At 48.9% G+C, this 15,358-nt stretch carries 14 protein-coding genes; 2 read left to right on the forward strand and 12 right to left on the reverse strand.

Features of this window, described 5'->3' with window-relative positions; all coding sequences use genetic code 11:
- Positions 1 to 44: 44 nt before the first annotated feature.
- The 8 genes from BJQ97_RS09690 to BJQ97_RS09725 all read right to left on the reverse strand — a co-directional run bounded on the left by BJQ97_RS09690 (position 45) and on the right by BJQ97_RS09725 (position 9,779).
- The gene (locus BJQ97_RS09690; RefSeq protein WP_160156406.1) at positions 45 to 1,358 is read right to left on the reverse strand and encodes a (Fe-S)-binding protein; all 1,314 of its coding nucleotides are present in this window, start codon (positions 1,356 to 1,358) and stop codon (positions 45 to 47) included.
- On the reverse strand, positions 1,358 to 2,767 hold the full coding sequence (locus BJQ97_RS09695) for an FAD-binding oxidoreductase (RefSeq protein WP_160156407.1): 1,410 nt from the start codon (positions 2,765 to 2,767) through the stop codon (positions 1,358 to 1,360). The genes BJQ97_RS09690 and BJQ97_RS09695 overlap by 1 nt, the downstream gene beginning before the upstream one ends.
- Before the next feature lie 13 nt (positions 2,768 to 2,780).
- Positions 2,781 to 3,446: a FadR/GntR family transcriptional regulator gene (locus BJQ97_RS09700; protein ID WP_236567204.1), complete on the reverse strand. Its 666-nt coding sequence runs from the start codon at positions 3,444 to 3,446 to the stop codon at positions 2,781 to 2,783.
- A 457-nt stretch (positions 3,447 to 3,903) separates the two neighbouring features.
- Positions 3,904 to 5,223: an ABC transporter substrate-binding protein gene (locus tag BJQ97_RS09705; protein ID WP_160156408.1), complete on the reverse strand. Its 1,320-nt coding sequence runs from the start codon at positions 5,221 to 5,223 to the stop codon at positions 3,904 to 3,906.
- Positions 5,224 to 5,240: 17 nt separating this feature from the next.
- Complete coding sequence (locus BJQ97_RS09710) at positions 5,241 to 6,053, reverse strand: carbohydrate ABC transporter permease (RefSeq protein ID WP_160156409.1); 813 nt, start codon at positions 6,051 to 6,053, stop codon at positions 5,241 to 5,243.
- Entirely contained in the window at positions 6,050 to 6,994 is a 945-nt protein-coding gene (locus tag BJQ97_RS09715; RefSeq protein WP_160156410.1) for a carbohydrate ABC transporter permease, read from the reverse strand. Before BJQ97_RS09715 ends, BJQ97_RS09710 begins: the two co-directional genes overlap by 4 nt.
- Entirely contained in the window at positions 6,991 to 8,094 is a 1,104-nt protein-coding gene (locus BJQ97_RS09720) for an ABC transporter ATP-binding protein (RefSeq protein WP_160156411.1), read from the reverse strand. Before BJQ97_RS09720 ends, BJQ97_RS09715 begins: the two co-directional genes overlap by 4 nt.
- 194 nt (positions 8,095 to 8,288) lie before the next feature.
- Positions 8,289 to 9,779 (reverse strand): peptide MFS transporter, encoded by a 1,491-nt coding sequence (locus BJQ97_RS09725; protein ID WP_160157592.1) that lies wholly within the window; start codon positions 9,777 to 9,779, stop codon positions 8,289 to 8,291.
- Positions 9,780 to 10,101: 322 nt separating this feature from the next.
- Between BJQ97_RS09725 and BJQ97_RS09730 the strand changes: the two genes are divergently transcribed.
- The gene (locus BJQ97_RS09730; protein ID WP_160156412.1) at positions 10,102 to 10,719 is read left to right on the forward strand and encodes a hypothetical protein; all 618 of its coding nucleotides are present in this window, start codon (positions 10,102 to 10,104) and stop codon (positions 10,717 to 10,719) included.
- Positions 10,720 to 10,876: 157 nt separating this feature from the next.
- On the forward strand, positions 10,877 to 11,401 hold the full coding sequence (locus BJQ97_RS09735) for a gamma carbonic anhydrase family protein (RefSeq protein ID WP_160156413.1): 525 nt from the start codon (positions 10,877 to 10,879) through the stop codon (positions 11,399 to 11,401).
- Between the two features lie 91 nt (positions 11,402 to 11,492).
- Here BJQ97_RS09735 and BJQ97_RS09740 read toward each other — a convergent pair whose 3' ends face one another.
- Genes BJQ97_RS09740 through BJQ97_RS09755 form a run of 4 tightly spaced genes read right to left on the reverse strand, consistent with a single transcriptional unit; the run spans position 11,493 to position 15,348 of the window.
- On the reverse strand, positions 11,493 to 12,488 hold the full coding sequence (locus BJQ97_RS09740; RefSeq protein ID WP_160156414.1) for an alpha-ketoacid dehydrogenase subunit beta: 996 nt from the start codon (positions 12,486 to 12,488) through the stop codon (positions 11,493 to 11,495).
- Entirely contained in the window at positions 12,485 to 13,555 is a 1,071-nt protein-coding gene (gene pdhA / locus BJQ97_RS09745; protein WP_160156415.1) for a pyruvate dehydrogenase (acetyl-transferring) E1 component subunit alpha, read from the reverse strand. Before pdhA ends, BJQ97_RS09740 begins: the two co-directional genes overlap by 4 nt.
- Positions 13,556 to 13,586: 31 nt before the next feature.
- On the reverse strand, positions 13,587 to 14,381 hold the full coding sequence (locus tag BJQ97_RS09750) for an ABC transporter ATP-binding protein (RefSeq protein ID WP_160156416.1): 795 nt from the start codon (positions 14,379 to 14,381) through the stop codon (positions 13,587 to 13,589).
- Entirely contained in the window at positions 14,356 to 15,348 is a 993-nt protein-coding gene (locus BJQ97_RS09755; protein ID WP_160156417.1) for an ABC transporter permease, read from the reverse strand. Before BJQ97_RS09755 ends, BJQ97_RS09750 begins: the two co-directional genes overlap by 26 nt.
- Between the last annotated feature and the right edge of the window lie 10 nt (positions 15,349 to 15,358).

Raw genomic sequence — 15,358 nt, forward strand, 5'->3', positions numbered from 1 at the left:
ATGTTAAAAAACAGAGATGCTCGGTTTTGTATAATATTGATTTTTTAAATCCACCTATTTTCCGTGACTTCACATGCCTCGGCGAGCAATTCAACAAGATGAACTGCCTTTATATGATCATGGAGATTTTCCTTGGCAATGCCCACCTTCATTTGCAATAAACAACCTGGATTAGTCGTTACAATAACATTCGCCTTTGTATCCTTAATATCAGACATTTTTGCATTAAGGATGTTCATAGACTCTTCAAAATGAATTAAATTATAAATCCCACCCGAACCACAGCAAAGGTTAGGCTTATTTAATCGTATAAACTCAATGCCTTCAATCGACTGAATCAATGCTTCCGGCTCTTTTGTAACTTTTTGAACATTAGTCATATGGCAAGAAGGCTGGTAAGTAACCCTGTAAGATAAGACTCTCTCTAGTTTTAAACCAAGCTTATTTAAAATCACGCTAATATCTGCTACCTTTTGCTTAAAATGTCTTGCGCGCTCCAACCATTCGGGATCACCTTCGAACAATCCATCATATTCCTTCAGCATGGCGCCGCAACCTCCCGCGCTATTTACAATATAATCAAACTCCTCTTTTTCAAACACTTCAATGTTCCGTTTTGCCATTTCTTTCGCTAGTTCTTCTTCCCCAACATGCAGTTGCAACGCACCGCAACATGTTTGATCATTAACTACGACAACCTCGCAACCAACCTTTTGCAACAGGCGAATGCTAAGTAAATTAATTCGGTAAAAAACCGCTTCCATCACACAGCCGGTGAAAAATGCAACTTTCAAAGCCGGACGCTCGCTAATCGAAGGGTATCGGCGACCATCGTTTTTTCGAAAAGGAGGTTTCGCTTCAGTTAACCCCTTATCAAATAACTCCAACTTTTTCGGGAGCAAATATCGAAGCGGCTTCATATGAACAACCTTTTTCACACCTGATTTCTGATATACCCATAGAAAGCTACCAAGCTTATTCATGATGCTTTTACTTGGAAACACATGTTTAAAGACGAAACCCTCACAAAAACGCCGCAATGGAGACGAAGTCTGCTTTTTGTGATAGCGAATACTGCCTTTTACAAGCTCAAGCATTTTCCCATATTGGATGTTGCTCGGACAAACATGTTCACATGCACGACAGCCAAGACAAAGATCGATTGGAACACTTAATTCATTCACTGTGATATGTCCCTCTGCCGCCATGCAAACAAGATTGATGCGCCCCCTTGGGGTTTGTGTTTCCGTTTTCATTGTCAAATAGGTAGGACAGGAGGGCAGACAATAGCCACATCGAACACAGTCATATGTTAAATCCGCCGCCTTCTTTAAATACACGTTTTCTTGGGCTTCCATTATCTTAACACCAACCTGTCACCTGGTTTTGGGAAAATCTTTCCTGGATTCATAATGTTATTTGGATCCCACGCCTGTTTAATGCGTTTCATCATTTCAAGCGAAAACTGATCAAATTCCATTGGCATAAAGGACTTTTTCATCAGCCCGATTCCATGTTCCCCGGAAAGCGTTTCTCCGAGATCAAGGGCGGCTTCAAAAATCGCAGCCACCGCTTTCTCTACCTTCTTCATTTCCTCTTTATTGCGCTGATCACAAAGAATGTTTGGATGAAGGTTTCCGTCGCCGGCATGCCCAAAAACAACGAGCTCGATGTCGAATTTGTCTTTAATTTCCCTTAACCGTTTTAGAAAAGATGGAATTTGGCTTCTTGGAACCGTCGCATCTTCAGAAATTTTCGTCGGTTTATGTCGCGCAACAGCCGGAGACACAAGTTTTCGCGCTTTCCACATTTTTTCTTCTTGGTCACTCGTTTCAGCTTTTTGGACGCGCAACGCTCCTGTCTTTTGCATTAATTTATAAACATAGTCCGCCTCATCTCGAATAGCTAGGGGATGACCGTCAAGTTCTATAAAAAGAACCGCTTCGGCATTGATAGGCAATCCCATCGGCCGGTAACTTTCCACCGCCCAGATAGACGCTTGATCCATGAACTCGATCTTCGACGGAAGAATCCCCGAAGTAAGTACATTGGTAATCGCATAGCCCGCTTGCACAATATCATCGAAAACTGCCATAAGAGAAATCGTCGCCTGCGGTCTTGGAATAAGACGCAAAATTGCCTCTGTAATAATGCCAAGTGTTCCTTCTGAGCCAACAATTAATTTCGTTAAGTCATAACCTGTGACATTTTTGATCGTTCGTCCACCTGTGCGTATAATATGGCCTTCTGGTGTGACGACTTGCAATCCTAAAACATAATCTTTCGTTACTCCGTATTTCAGCCCCCGCGGCCCGCCCGAATTTTCCGCAATATTTCCAGCAATCGTCGAGACATTAGAACTGCTCGGATCTGGGGGATACATAAGACCAACTTTTTGAGCAACCCGATCAATGTCAGCTGTAATTACACCTGGAGAAACAACAGCAATCATATCATCCCTGTGGATTTCCAATACATCATTCCATAAAGATACATCAATCACTATCCCGCCCTCAATAGGCAAAGCCCCTCCACTTAATCCAGACGCATTCCCTCTTGGTGTAATGGGTATTTTTTCTCGATTGGCGAGCTTAATAATTTCAGAAACTTCCTCCACACACTTCACTTGACAAACAAGATCAGGCACAAAAAAACCAAAAGACGCATCATACCCATAACCAAGAAGATCTGTTTTTTTAATAAGAACTCTTCTTTCTTCTCCAATAATCCGAACAATTTGATCTACAATATCCGGTTGTAACGGCATCACTCACCACCTCTTATATACCTTTGTAACGAGCGATGACACTTTCAAGATGATAACGCATAGCTTGACGTGCTTTTACTCCATCACCAGACAATATGGCTTCATAGATAGCACGATGCTCTTGAAGCACCTTCACAGGATCTCCTGCTCCGGCAAATGTATTGACCGCATTTTTCGTAACAGATTTAAAAAGCTTATCAGAGATGAATTCCATTATTCTAAAAAACAGCGCATTTTGAGACATTGACGATATTTGCATATGAAAAGAAAAATCTGATCTAGCCGGCAATTTTCCTGACATAACCTCTTTCTCCAGCTCAGAAAACAATTGTGTTAACTTTCTTTTACCATCTTCTGTTCCTCTTATTGCTGCATAATAAGCTGCTTCCACTTCAATCGCTTGGCGAAATTCCATAAGTTCATGAATTTCAGTGTCGTCATCCCCAAAAATATAATTTAAATCAAGCAAATGGTTTCCTGTCTCCCTTACAAAGGTTCCTACTCCAGGGCGTATCTCCAAAACACCAATAGCTTCCATAACAGCAATGGCTTCCTTAATTGTTGTGCGTGATACCTGAAACTTTTCCGCTAAATCACGTTCCGAAGGTAGTTTATCACCTGGCTGCAACTGCCCCAAACGGATAGCTTGTTGAATTTGTTCAATAATCGCTTGGTACACTCTTTTCTTCCTGATAGGCTTAATATCCATTTTTTCCTCTCCACATTCCTTAGAAGTTAATATTTCTGAAGATCTCTCTTATGGTCGGCAATTCCTGAATAAGTAGTAATAAAAGGAGCAGATAACTTTTTGTTCAATAAATGTTGTAAACCTTCGGAGGTTCAGTGGTTGGTCCACTGTACCACTACACTTAGAATGTACCATAAAAAATATTTGTTTGTAAATAATAAATTTACTAAATATATTAAATATTTAATTTTTTATTAAGTATGTTAAGCTTTTCAGCTTTATTTATGACATATAAAAAAGTTGTTTCAAAAAATTGTATTTACTTCTATGGGCTAAATATTTTGCTTTATGCGTATATACATCAATAAGAAAAGGCGTCCCGATCCTTTTGGGGACACCTTCTGTTTATTTTTCCTCCTTCCTCATAGTTCGGGAAAAACCTTACACCTCAACGCTCCGCCCCCTGCAACGCCCGGTTCGTTTCTTTGGCCGCCTGATCGAGCGCTTCTTGCGGGTCGATTCCTTCATACAACCGTTCCATCGCTTTCACGACATGTTGCCGAGATTCAGGGAAGACGTTGATGAGCGCCCCATGGGTGGCAGGGGTTGATTTTGTTTCATGCAGCTGGTCCACCGTCACTTTTAATTGCGGGTATTTCGCCCATTCATCTTTGACGAGCGGCTCATCATACGCAGCTGGATTGATGGCAAAATACCCCGTGCGCACATGCCACTTGGCTTGGACGGGAGCGGTCGTCAAGTATTTCATGAACTCCCATGCCGCTTTTTGTTCCTCTTCACTGCTTCCTTTCATCATCCAAAGCGAAGCGCCGCCGATAATGACGCCTTGGCGCTCGACGCCATCCGGAACAGGCAAATACGAGACCCCAACGTCAAACGGCGAGTTGTTGATCACCGTTTTCACGCCAGCGGATGAATCTAAATACATGGCGATTTTTCCCGCTTGGAAGGCGGCGCGCATGTCGTCCCAATTTTGGCCGGCGTTGTAAAACGTGCCGTCTCGATACATGTCGCGGATCAACTCAAATACACGCTTTCCTTCCGTTCCGTTAAACACCGCTTTTGTCGCGTCGCCGTTTCGGCCGTTGTCGTTGTTCACATACAATCCGCCTTGCACGGCCACCATTTCTTCGAAAAACCAGCCGTAGTTCAAAATGGAAAATCCGTACCGCTCCGTTTCCTTTCCTTTTTTCTTTGTCAGCTTTTTCGCCGCTTCTTTCAACTCGCTGTAGGTGAGCGGCGGCTTTTCTGGATCGATCCCGGCTTCGTGAAACGCATCTTTATTGTAAATCAATACAGGGGTTGACGAGTTAAATGGCATCGAGTAAATCCGCCCGTTCACCGTATAATAATTGACAATATTTTTCTCCCATTGCGAAACATCATACTTGTCTTTATCGATCCATGTCTGCACCGGGACGACCTTTCCGCTGTCGATCATATGCTTTGTCCCGACTTCAAACGTCTGCATGATCGTCGGCGCGTCTTTTGTCTCGGCTACCGCATTCCATTTCGTCAGCGCCTCTTCATAGGTGCCTTGAAACACCGGCTTCACCTCAATCTCTGGATGGGTTTGGTTAAAATCAGCGACAATGTCATTCAGTACCGGCTCCAAATCCCCGCTCATCGAATGCCAAAACACCACTTCTGTTTTGCCTCCCGCCGCTTCGCCCGCATCTTCACTTGAGCATCCCGCGGCAAGCCCAATAAACATCAAGGTTAAGAAACTGGCCAAAACCTTTCTCATCTTGTTTCTCCTCCCTACTATTGAATCGCTCCTTGCATAAGCCCTTTGCGCAATTGCTTCTGTCCGGCAAACAACAGCAACAAAGTCGGAAGCATCGCGATAACCGCCGCTGCCATAACGACGCCCCAGCTGCTGGCGATCTCTTGCGTCTGCAGCTGCTTGAGCCCGATCTGCACGGTGCGGACGCGATCATCGTTTGTAACGAGCAACGGCCATAAATACATATTCCAAGCGTCCAAAAAGCTGTAAACAGCCAGCGTTACCAAACTCGTTTTTGAAAGCGGCAATACGACGCGGCAAAAAAAGCGGAAATTCCCGATGCCGGACAACTGCGCCGCCTCATACAGCTCGTGCGGAATTTGCTTAAACTGCTGCCGCAATAAAAAGATGCCAAACGCCATCGCCCAAAACGGCACGATGAGCCCTACGTAATGGTTTGTCCAGCCAAGCACTTGGATTGTCAAAAAGTTTGGGATCACAGTCGCTTCCCACGGAACGAGCATAGTGGCAATGCAAATGTAAAACCACCGATCCCGACCCGGAAAGCGGAGAAACACAAAAGCGAAAGCGGCGAGACTTGACACGATGAGGCGCCCCAATGTAATCATGAAAGCCACAAAAAAGCTGTTCCATAAATATCTCCCAAGCGGCGCCTGTTGAAACGCGGCCTCATAATTGACCAATGTCCAATTCTCAGGCCATAGGCGTCCTGACAAAATAGCGGCTCCATCCATCAAACTCATCAGAAGAGCATAAGCCACTGGAAACAAGATGACAACCGAGCATAGGCATAACAACACATAGCGAGCCGTTGCCCACGCCGCTCTCATTGGTAATGCACCTTCCTCTCGGCAAACCGAAACTGCAAAAAAGTGACGAGGGCGATGATGAGAAAAAGTACAATGGCTTGCGCGCTCGCGGAACCAAACTGATAGTTGACGAACGCTTCCCTGTAAATCGCGTAAACGAACACATTCGTGGCCTCCACCGGCCCGCCTTTCGTTAAAAAGTCAATTTGTCCGAACGTTTGCAGCGCTTGAATGAGCGAGACAGTCGTGACAAAAAACAACGTCGGCGACAACAGCGGCACAGTCACTGTCCACAGCTGGCGCCAATAGCTCATTCCAGCGATGCGTGCGCTTTCGTACAAGGATGGATCGATGTTTTGCAGGCCGGCCAGCAACAATAAAAAGGTCATCCCGATATTCATCCAGATCGTCGCCGCCGCCACCGCATACAATGCCGTGTCCTGGTCAAGGAGCCATGAAACAGGAACCCCGCCGATCGCGGACAACAAACGATTGATGATCCCGATCGCCGGATTGTACATAAACATCCAAATCACCGAAGCGACTCCCACGCTCATCCCCATCGTAGAAGCAAAAATCGTCCGGAAGATCCCGATTCCTTTCCGCGTTTCATGAACGAGCAACGCTAAACCGAACGAAACGGCGACCGTCGTCGGGACAGTGAGCGCCGCAAACAGAATCGTCGCCTTCAAACTATGCCAAAACGAATCATCTTGAAGCAGGGCGACAAAATGCGCCAAACCGGCAAATTCCGTCGGCTGCCCTTGATAATCCGTGTGAAACACGCTTAAATACATCGTCCTCCCCAACGGGTAAAAGAGAAACACGCCAAACAGCAGGAGCGAAGGAAAAAGATACACCATCCCTTCCAACCACGATTTCATTGCGGCCTGCCGCGCCGCCCGCTTCGTCCGGACCGACCATGGCGCTGGGGGGAAAACCGGTGAAACGCGCTCATTCATCGGCGAACCCGCACCTCCTCTCGCTTGATGGACGGCGCCCCGATCCGCTTTCCACGCTCATCGAAAAAAAGGAGAGCCTGCTCATCAAACGCCAACGGCACCACTTCCCCCAAACGGATACGCCATTGTCCGTTCCATCGTGCCGTCCAATAAAGAGTTTTCGCCAACTCAAACGTCACTAACGTTTCATTGCCGAGCCACTCGATATGGCTGACTTTGGCCGCCATATGTTCTTCTCCGGATTCGGCCCGATCAATATGTTCCGGCCGCAGTCCGACAGTCACCCGTTCAGCCTTCGGCAAGGAACGGCGCATGAGGCGGATGGGCCGTTCGTTTTGCAATAAGAGTGAATGTTCCAGCACATGCGCTTCCGCCAAATTCATCGGCGGTGTTCCAATAAATGAAGCGACAAACGTGTTATCCGGGCTATTGTATACATCGAGCGGGCTGCCGATTTGCTGCGGACGGCCGTCATGCAAAATCATCATCCGATCGGCCATTGTCATCGCTTCCGTTTGATCGTGAGTGACATAAATAACGGTCATGCCGAGCTGACGCTGCAGACGGCGAAGCTCGCTCCGCATTTTCGCCCGCAGTTTGGCATCTAAATTGGAGAGTGGTTCATCCATTAAACAAAGCGGAGTTTGTGCGACGATCGCCCGTCCTAAGGCGACGCGCTGACGCTGCCCCCCTGACAATTCCCGCGGCTTCCTCTGCAACACATCGGTCAGCCCGAGCAGTTCCGCCGCTTCCATGCAACGTTTCACTTGTTCCTCTTTCGGCACCTTTTGCGCCTGCAAGACAATCCGCATATTTTGCTCCACCGTCAAATGCGGATATAGCGCGTAGTTTTGAAAAACCATCGATAACCGGCGGGCATGAGGAGGCCAATCGTTCGCCACTTGCCCGTCGATCAGCACATATCCTGATGTCAGCGGCTCAAGGCCAGCGATCAGCCGCAAAATCGTGCTTTTGCCGCATCCCGATGGGCCGACAAGAACAAAAAACTCCCCTGATTCAATCGCGACATTCACATTCTCGACCGCGCTCTTTTTGCCTCCATACGATTTCGTCACCTCGACCAGTTCAAGAAACGCCATCCGCTTCTCTCCCCTTTCCTCTTGTCTATTCCATCGTAATCCATTTTTGTAAATACTGTCTGAACTTATTTTTTGATTTGTGTAAATATTTTTTGAATAAAAAAAGACGCCCTGCTAACGCAGAGCATCCTATCACAAGTTTGCAACCTTTTTGATCATCTGTTTTCCCTGTTGATACAAAAGTCAGTGCGATATTAACGAACGCCCTTCATCAGCCGCTGAATGCTCGGCGCGAGCGAAAACAAGATGATGCTTAACACAATCGCCGCACCGCCGATCGTGCCGAAATACATCGTTTCGTTTTCCGGGGTGTAAAAGCGCACCAACTGAGCATTGATCGCTTGCGCGGCGGCGTTCGATAAAAACCAAAGGCTCATCGTTTGCGCTGAGAAGGCCGCAGGGGCAAGTTTCGTCGTCGCCGACAGGCCGACCGGCGACAGGCAAAGCTCGCCAAGCACGACGATGAAGTAGCTCAACACGAGCCAAATCGGATGGACAAGCCCTCCGCCGCTCAAATGACCCGGAACGAGGATGACGATGAACGACAGGCCGGCAAACAACAGGCCGAACGCGAATTTTTGCGGGATCGTCGGCTGCCGTTTGCCGAGCTTCACCCACATCCAGGCGAACACCGGTGCTAAAGCGATGATAAATAACGGGTTCAGCGATTGGAACCACGCAGGCGACAAGTGGATGCCTGCTACATCCAACTGCGTCCGCTTATCCGCATAGTTTGCCAAAATCGTCGATCCTTGCTCTTGAATCGCCCAAAACATCGCCGAAGCGATAAACAGCGGAATGTAGGCGATCACACGCGGCCGCTCTTCCGCTGTCGTTTTCGGGCTGCGGTACATCACGACAAAATAGATGATTGGGATGATGATTCCTAAGATGCCGACAAGAGAAATAAACGTTTCCACAGTAAACAAACCGTTCGGAATCAAGATCGCAAGCAGTACGGCAATGACGACTGCTCCCACAGCGATGATCGTTGCCGCTTTTTTCTTTTCCGCTGGCGTCAATGGATTCGGCACGTACGTCCCCGCCAACCCGAGATTTTTCTTTCTTGTCGCGATGAAGACAATCAATCCGAGAAACATCCCGACAGCCGCAAGTCCGAAGCCGAGATGGAAATTGTACTTCATCCCCACCGTGCCGACAACTAACGGAGCAAGGAACGCTCCAAGGTTAATGCCCATGTAAAAAATGCTGAATCCAGCATCGCGGCGGTCATCGCCAGGCTGATACATATCGCCGACAATGCTTGAGACGTTTGGTTTCAACAACCCGGTTCCCAGGACGATGAGCGTCATCGACACAAACAGCGCCGCCACCCCGCCCGGAATCGCCAGGGCGATATGACCGGCCATAATGAGAAGGCCGCCGTAAAAGACCGCGCGCGATGTCCCAAACACCCGGTCGGCAAGCCAGCCGCCGATGATTCCGGACATGTACACAAGCGCCCCGTAAATCGACATAATCGCGAGCGCTAGATGTTCATCAAGCCCCAGTCCTCCTTTGGATACTTCATAGTACATGTAATACACTAAAATGGCGCGCATGCCGTAGTACGAAAAGCGCTCCCAAAACTCCGTAAAAAATAATGTGAACAGCCCTTTCGGATGGCCGAAAAAGCCGCGCTGGGGAACGCTGGAAGCGATTTGTTGCTTGTCGATGGATGACATAACCACTACCTACCTCCTTTAAATTCTTTTAATATAATAATTCATTATGTTTATATTGTCAAAAAAATTTTGCATGATTCATAATTGTGATTATAAAGCATCAATATTAAGAAAAATAATATTATTTAAATAAAATATGCCTCGCTTTTCGTTTTTTCATTGTACAGAAAAAACCTTTTCCGTGTTTTGTTGATCATGTATAATCAATGGCAGGGAATCGCCGTTTCCCCAACAGCATCATTTCCTCTTTTCCATCTCATCTTCATCTTTGTGTCCACCGCAAATTCCTTATCTTATCGACGATTAGGAAAGGATGTTACCCATGAGCGAACCGTGGCATCTTATTTTGGACAAGCTTGAAACCATGCAGCAGGAAATAGCGGAAATGAAAGAGCACATGGCCACCAAGGAAGAACTCGAAGACATCAAAGCCAATATGGCCACCAAGCAGGAGCTCGAAGACATCAAAGCACGCATGGCCACCAAGGAAGAACTCGAAGACATCAAAGCCAATATGGCCACCAAGCAGGAGCTCGAAGACATCAAAGCACGCATGGCTACCAAGGAAGAACTCGAGGACATCAAAGCCAATATGGCCACCAAGCAGGAGCTCGAAGACATCAAAGCACGCATGGCTACCAAGGAAGAGCTCGAGGACATCAAAGCCAATATGGCCACCAAACAGGAGCTCGAAGACATCAAAGCGAATATGGCGACGAAAGCGGAGTTGAATGAACTTAAAGCGGACATGGCAAAGGAATTTGCCGCCGTTCATCAAGCCATTCGGGAAATCGATGCGATCGTGAAGCGGCTTGAGCAAAATCAAGAGCAACAACTACAACTATTGTTGCGCCAAGAACGGATCATCGACATGTTATGCCGCCGATCGCTTGAACATGAAGCGGCGATCGCTGATCTCCGTCTAGCCATCAAAAGCTAATATCTGCCCTGTTGCCGCTTTCGCTTCCCGCGTCGTTGCGCATGGATCTATGCTTCCCGATACGGAAAAAGGCATTTTTCATTCCGGCCATTTCCGTTCTCGTACGAAATGTGTTATACTTCTTGTTATACGGATCACCAATTGAAGGGGGATGGGGATGCTGTATCCGTATAACGGAAAACGTCCGAATGTTCACGAAACCGCATTCATTGCCCCGGGAGCCTATTTGATTGGAGACGTCACCGTTGGGCCGGAATCGAGCATTTGGTTCAACGCCGTGCTGCGCGGCGATGAAGGGCCGATTACGATCGGCGCCCGAACGAGCATTCAAGACAATACGACCTGCCATTTGTACGAAGGATCGCCGCTCATTGTGGAAGACGAAGTGACGGTTGGGCATAATGTGATCCTTCACGGTTGCACGATCCGCCGGCGCTCGATCATCGGCATGGGGTCGACGATTTTGGACGGAGCCGAAATCGGTGAAGAATGCATCATCGGCGCCAACACGTTGATTCCGTCCGGCAAAAAGATTCCGCCCCGCTCGCTCGTCATCGGCTCCCCTGGAAAAGTGGTGCGCGAGCTGACGGATAAAGACCTTGAGCTCATCCAGCTGTCGATTGATACATACGTGCAAAAAGGAAAAGAGTATCGCGAACAGCTGGGGCATCATCGGCCGTAGCGCCTTCCACATCGTCGACGGCCAAAACGGAAAAAGAGCCAGCCGAAAGGGCATGGCTCTTTCTTTGCGCTTCCGATCACGTCGGGCGCAACTAGAAGCGCATGACTTTTTCTATCGCATGCAACACGCGCGCAGGCGTTGGCAAATAATCGTCTTCATAGGCGAAAAACGGCACAGGGACGTCAAATCCAGTCACCCGTTCGGCTGGCGCTTTTTGATAGAAAAACGAAGTATCGTTAATGACAGCCAGAATGTCATTGGCCAATCCGCCTGTGGCGTGCGCTTCCTGAACGATCACGGTTCTTCCTGTCTTTTGCACCGACTCAGCGATCATATCTCTGTCAAGCGGATAAAGCGTGCGCAAGTCGATGACATCGGCATAAATCCCTTTTTTCTCCGCTTCTTCCGCCGCCTTCATGGCGACTGGCACCATGGCTCCCCAGGCAATGACGGTCACATCATCCCCTTCGCGCCGTTTTTTTCCTTTGCCGATTTCAATCGTATATTTTCCTTCCGGAACGTCTTCGCGAAACGCACGATAACTGCGCATCGGTTCTAAGAAGAGGACAGGGTCCGGATCTTCAATCGCAGCAATAAGCAACCCTTTGGCATCATACGGCGACGCAGGGCAGACGACTTTGATCCCTGGCATATGGGTAAACAGCGCTTCCGTGCTGTCCGAATGAATTTCCGGAGCTCGCACGCCCGCGCCGTACGGGGCGCGAATGACCAAGGGAACGGTAAAATGCCCTCTCGTCCGCGAACGCATGCGTGCCGCATGGGTCATGATTTGTTCATAGGCTGGATAGATAAAACCTAAAAACTGAATTTCTACGACCGGACGAAATCCATTCAGCGCCATTCCAATCGCTGCGCCAGTAAATCCTGCTTCGCTTAACGGTGTGTCAATCACCCTCTCCTCGCCAAATTCCTCAAGCAATCCTTCGGTAGCGCGAAACACACCGCCATTTTTGCCGATGTCTTCCCCGAGCAGGATGACATCTTCACGCTCTTTTAGCATGATGCGAAGCGCATCATTGACCGCTTGCACAAGCGTAAGCGATTTCGTCCCCACCTCGGTGATCATCTTGCCATCCCCCGCTTCCACTGAAGATACGCTTCTTTCTGCTCCGCGATCGTCCATGTCGGTTGGGCGAACACAAAGTCAAACATATCCGACGCATCCGCTTTTGGATAACGTTCCATTTCGGCCACTGCCTGCTCAATTTCCGCGTCCACTTCTGCTTGCACTTGATTTGCCCACTCTTCATCCCACCAGCCTTCCCGTTGCATGAACCGTTCGACCCGCTTGATCGGATCGGTTGTTTCACGCCGTTTCTGGCTTTCCTCTTGGTCGCGATATCTTGACGGATCATCGGACGTCGTATGCGCGCCGTAACGCCATGTCACCGCTTCGATTAACGTCGGCCCTCCTCCGTTTCTCGCCCGTTCAAGCGCCTCAGCTGTGTGGAAATAGACGGCAAACACGTCATTCCCATCGATGCGAAGACCGGGAATGTCGTACGCCAGTGCTTTTTGGGCAATCGTTTTTGTCTTCATCTGACGGGTCATCGGAACGGAAATCGCATATTGGTTGTTTTGGTTGAAAAAGACGACAGGCGCATTGAAAACGCTTGCGAAATTAAGCCCCTCATGAAAATCCCCTTCAGATGTCGCTCCATCACCGAAGTACACAATGACCGCATTGTTCGTCCCCTTCCACTTTTCCGCGCACGCCGCCCCTGCCGCATGTGGAAGTTGCGTGGCAATCGGGACGCTTGGCGGAACAATTTTTTTTCCCTCGGGCGGGACGCATCCTTCTGTACGCCCTTTCCAGTACAACAGTGTTTGTGTTAAGGAACGGCCGAACGTCATCATCGCTCCATGGTCGCGATAAGTAGGAAACATCCAATCGCCATCACGGAGGGCAAGCGCGCTTCCGACTTGACACCCCTCTTGCCCTTCGTACGGCACATACGTCCCGATGCGCCCTTGCCGCTGCAGGCTGACACATTTTCGGTCAAACGTTCGTGTTCGAATGAGATGACGGTACATCGTCATCGTCAATGGTTTTGTGATTCGTTCACGATACTCGGGCTGCACGATCGTTCCTTCTTCATTCAATACTTGCACGATAGGGAAGTTGAGTTCCATACCATTCCTCCTCATCGCATCGTTGACAACATCAACTCAATACCGCGCGGTCGCTTGCGAGCTGTTCTCCGCGAATCCGCCGAAATTCCGCCAGCAACTTTTCCACTGTCAAGCGTTTCTTTTCCTTCTCATCCACTTCCAAAATAATCTGCCCTTTATCCATCATGATGAGGCGGTTTCCTAAATTGATGGCTTGCTGCATGTTATGGGTGACCATCAAGGTCGTCAATCGGTAGCGCTCGACAATCTCTTTTGTTAAGTTGGTGATCAATTCCGCTCTCGCTGGGTCGAGCGCCGCTGTATGCTCATCCAAAAGCAAAATGGACGGTTCGGTGAAGGTCGCCATCAGCAAAGACAACGCCTGCCGCTCCCCGCCGGAAAGCAGGCCGACTTTCGCCTGGAGGCGATCCTCCAACCCGAGATGAAGGGTCGCGAGCAGCTCGCGAAACTCATCGCGCCGTTTTTTCGTCACCCCGCGGCGGAGCGTGCGCGTTTGATTGCGCGCATACGCCAACGCCAAATTTTCCTCAATCGTCATGTTCGGCGCCGTTCCCGCCATCGGATCTTGAAACACTCTTCCGATATAGCGGGAGCGGACGTATTCCGGCATCATCGTGACATCTTGACCGTCAATCCAAATCGTTCCTTCGTCAGGAAACAGCACTCCTGAAATCAAATTCATCAACGTCGATTTTCCCGCGCCATTGCTGCCGATAATGGTGACAAAGTCGCCTTTTTGCAGCGTTAGATGAACGTTTTGGAGCGCGATCTTTTCGTCAGGCGTCCCCTCATGGAACACTTTATAAATCCCTTTTAACTGCAACATCCGCCCCACCCTTTCCGACAGCGCCCGCCGTTGCCGCCTCGGCTTGGTTCCGCCTTTTTGCTTCTTTGTGTTTTTTCTCTTGTTGTTGACGAACAAGCTGTGGAACAACAAGCGCCAAAATGACCATACATGCCGTGATCAGCTTCACATCCCCCGTTTCGAGAAATTGGACGCGCAAGGCGAGGCCGACGACAATGCGGTACATGATCGCCCCGCCGATCACGGCAAGCGTGGCCCGCGCGATCGTTTTCTTTCCCAATACGGCTTCACCGATAATGACAGAAGCAAGGCCGATAATGATCATGCCGATCCCCATCCCGACATCGGCGAACGCGCCGTACTGGGCCACAAGCGCCCCCGAGAACGCGACCATGGCATTGGAAAGCCCCAAACCTAAGACAATGAGCAAATGGGTGTTCGCCGACAGGCTGCGAATCATGCGCGGATTATCCCCCGTCGCCCGAATCGCAAGCCCCATTTCCGTCTGCAAAAACCAGTCGGTGAACCATTTAAACAAAAGAGCAAGCAACGTCATTGACAGGAGAATTCCCCATGTTTTCGCCGCGGCCGAGTCAAGTCCGAGCGTTGTTCCCCATTGTTGAATGGTGGTAAAAACCGTCTTTTCATTCAAAAGCGGCACGTTCGAACGCCCCATGATGCGAAGGTTGATGGAATAGAGCGCAATCATCATTAAAATGCCCGACAAAAGCGGATTGACCTTCCCAGCTGTATGAAGAAGGCCGGTCATACAACCGGCAGCGAATCCAACGAAAAGAGCCAGACACGTTGCCACAAACGGATTAACCCCGTTGACAATCAACGTCGCCGCCACCGCGGCTCCGGTCACAAAGCTCCCGTCCACGGTTAAATCAGGGAAATCCAAAACACGAAACGACAAATAGACTCCCAGCGCCATAATGGCATAGATCAATCCTGATTCCACTGCTCCTGTGATGGCCGTCAACAACCGCGCTCAT

The organism is Geobacillus sp. TFV-3, assembly GCF_009901865.1.
Lineage (GTDB): Bacteria > Bacillota > Bacilli > Bacillales > Anoxybacillaceae > Geobacillus > Geobacillus thermoleovorans_A.

Excerpts from the sequence above, each read along its gene's own strand:
- BJQ97_RS09715 (WP_160156410.1), bottom strand. The coding sequence starts at position 6,994 with ATGAATGAGCGCGTTTCACCGGTTTTCCCCCCAGCGCCATGGTCGGTC.
- BJQ97_RS09740 (WP_160156414.1), bottom strand. The coding sequence starts at position 12,488 with ATGATCACCGAGGTGGGGACGAAATCGCTTACGCTTGTGCAAGCGGTC.
- BJQ97_RS09735 (WP_160156413.1), top strand. The coding sequence starts at position 10,877 with ATGCTGTATCCGTATAACGGAAAACGTCCGAATGTTCACGAAACCGCA.
- BJQ97_RS09705 (WP_160156408.1), bottom strand. The coding sequence starts at position 5,223 with ATGAGAAAGGTTTTGGCCAGTTTCTTAACCTTGATGTTTATTGGGCTT.
- BJQ97_RS09720 (WP_160156411.1), bottom strand. The coding sequence starts at position 8,094 with ATGGCGTTTCTTGAACTGGTCGAGGTGACGAAATCGTATGGAGGCAAA.
- pdhA (WP_160156415.1), bottom strand. The coding sequence starts at position 13,555 with ATGGAACTCAACTTCCCTATCGTGCAAGTATTGAATGAAGAAGGAACG.
- BJQ97_RS09690 (WP_160156406.1), bottom strand. The coding sequence starts at position 1,358 with ATGGAAGCCCAAGAAAACGTGTATTTAAAGAAGGCGGCGGATTTAACA.
- BJQ97_RS09730 (WP_160156412.1), top strand. The coding sequence starts at position 10,102 with ATGAGCGAACCGTGGCATCTTATTTTGGACAAGCTTGAAACCATGCAG.
- BJQ97_RS09725 (WP_160157592.1), bottom strand. The coding sequence starts at position 9,779 with ATGTCATCCATCGACAAGCAACAAATCGCTTCCAGCGTTCCCCAGCGC.
- BJQ97_RS09750 (WP_160156416.1), bottom strand. The coding sequence starts at position 14,381 with ATGTTGCAGTTAAAAGGGATTTATAAAGTGTTCCATGAGGGGACGCCT.
- BJQ97_RS09710 (WP_160156409.1), bottom strand. The coding sequence starts at position 6,053 with ATGAGAGCGGCGTGGGCAACGGCTCGCTATGTGTTGTTATGCCTATGC.
- BJQ97_RS09695 (WP_160156407.1), bottom strand. The coding sequence starts at position 2,767 with ATGCCGTTACAACCGGATATTGTAGATCAAATTGTTCGGATTATTGGA.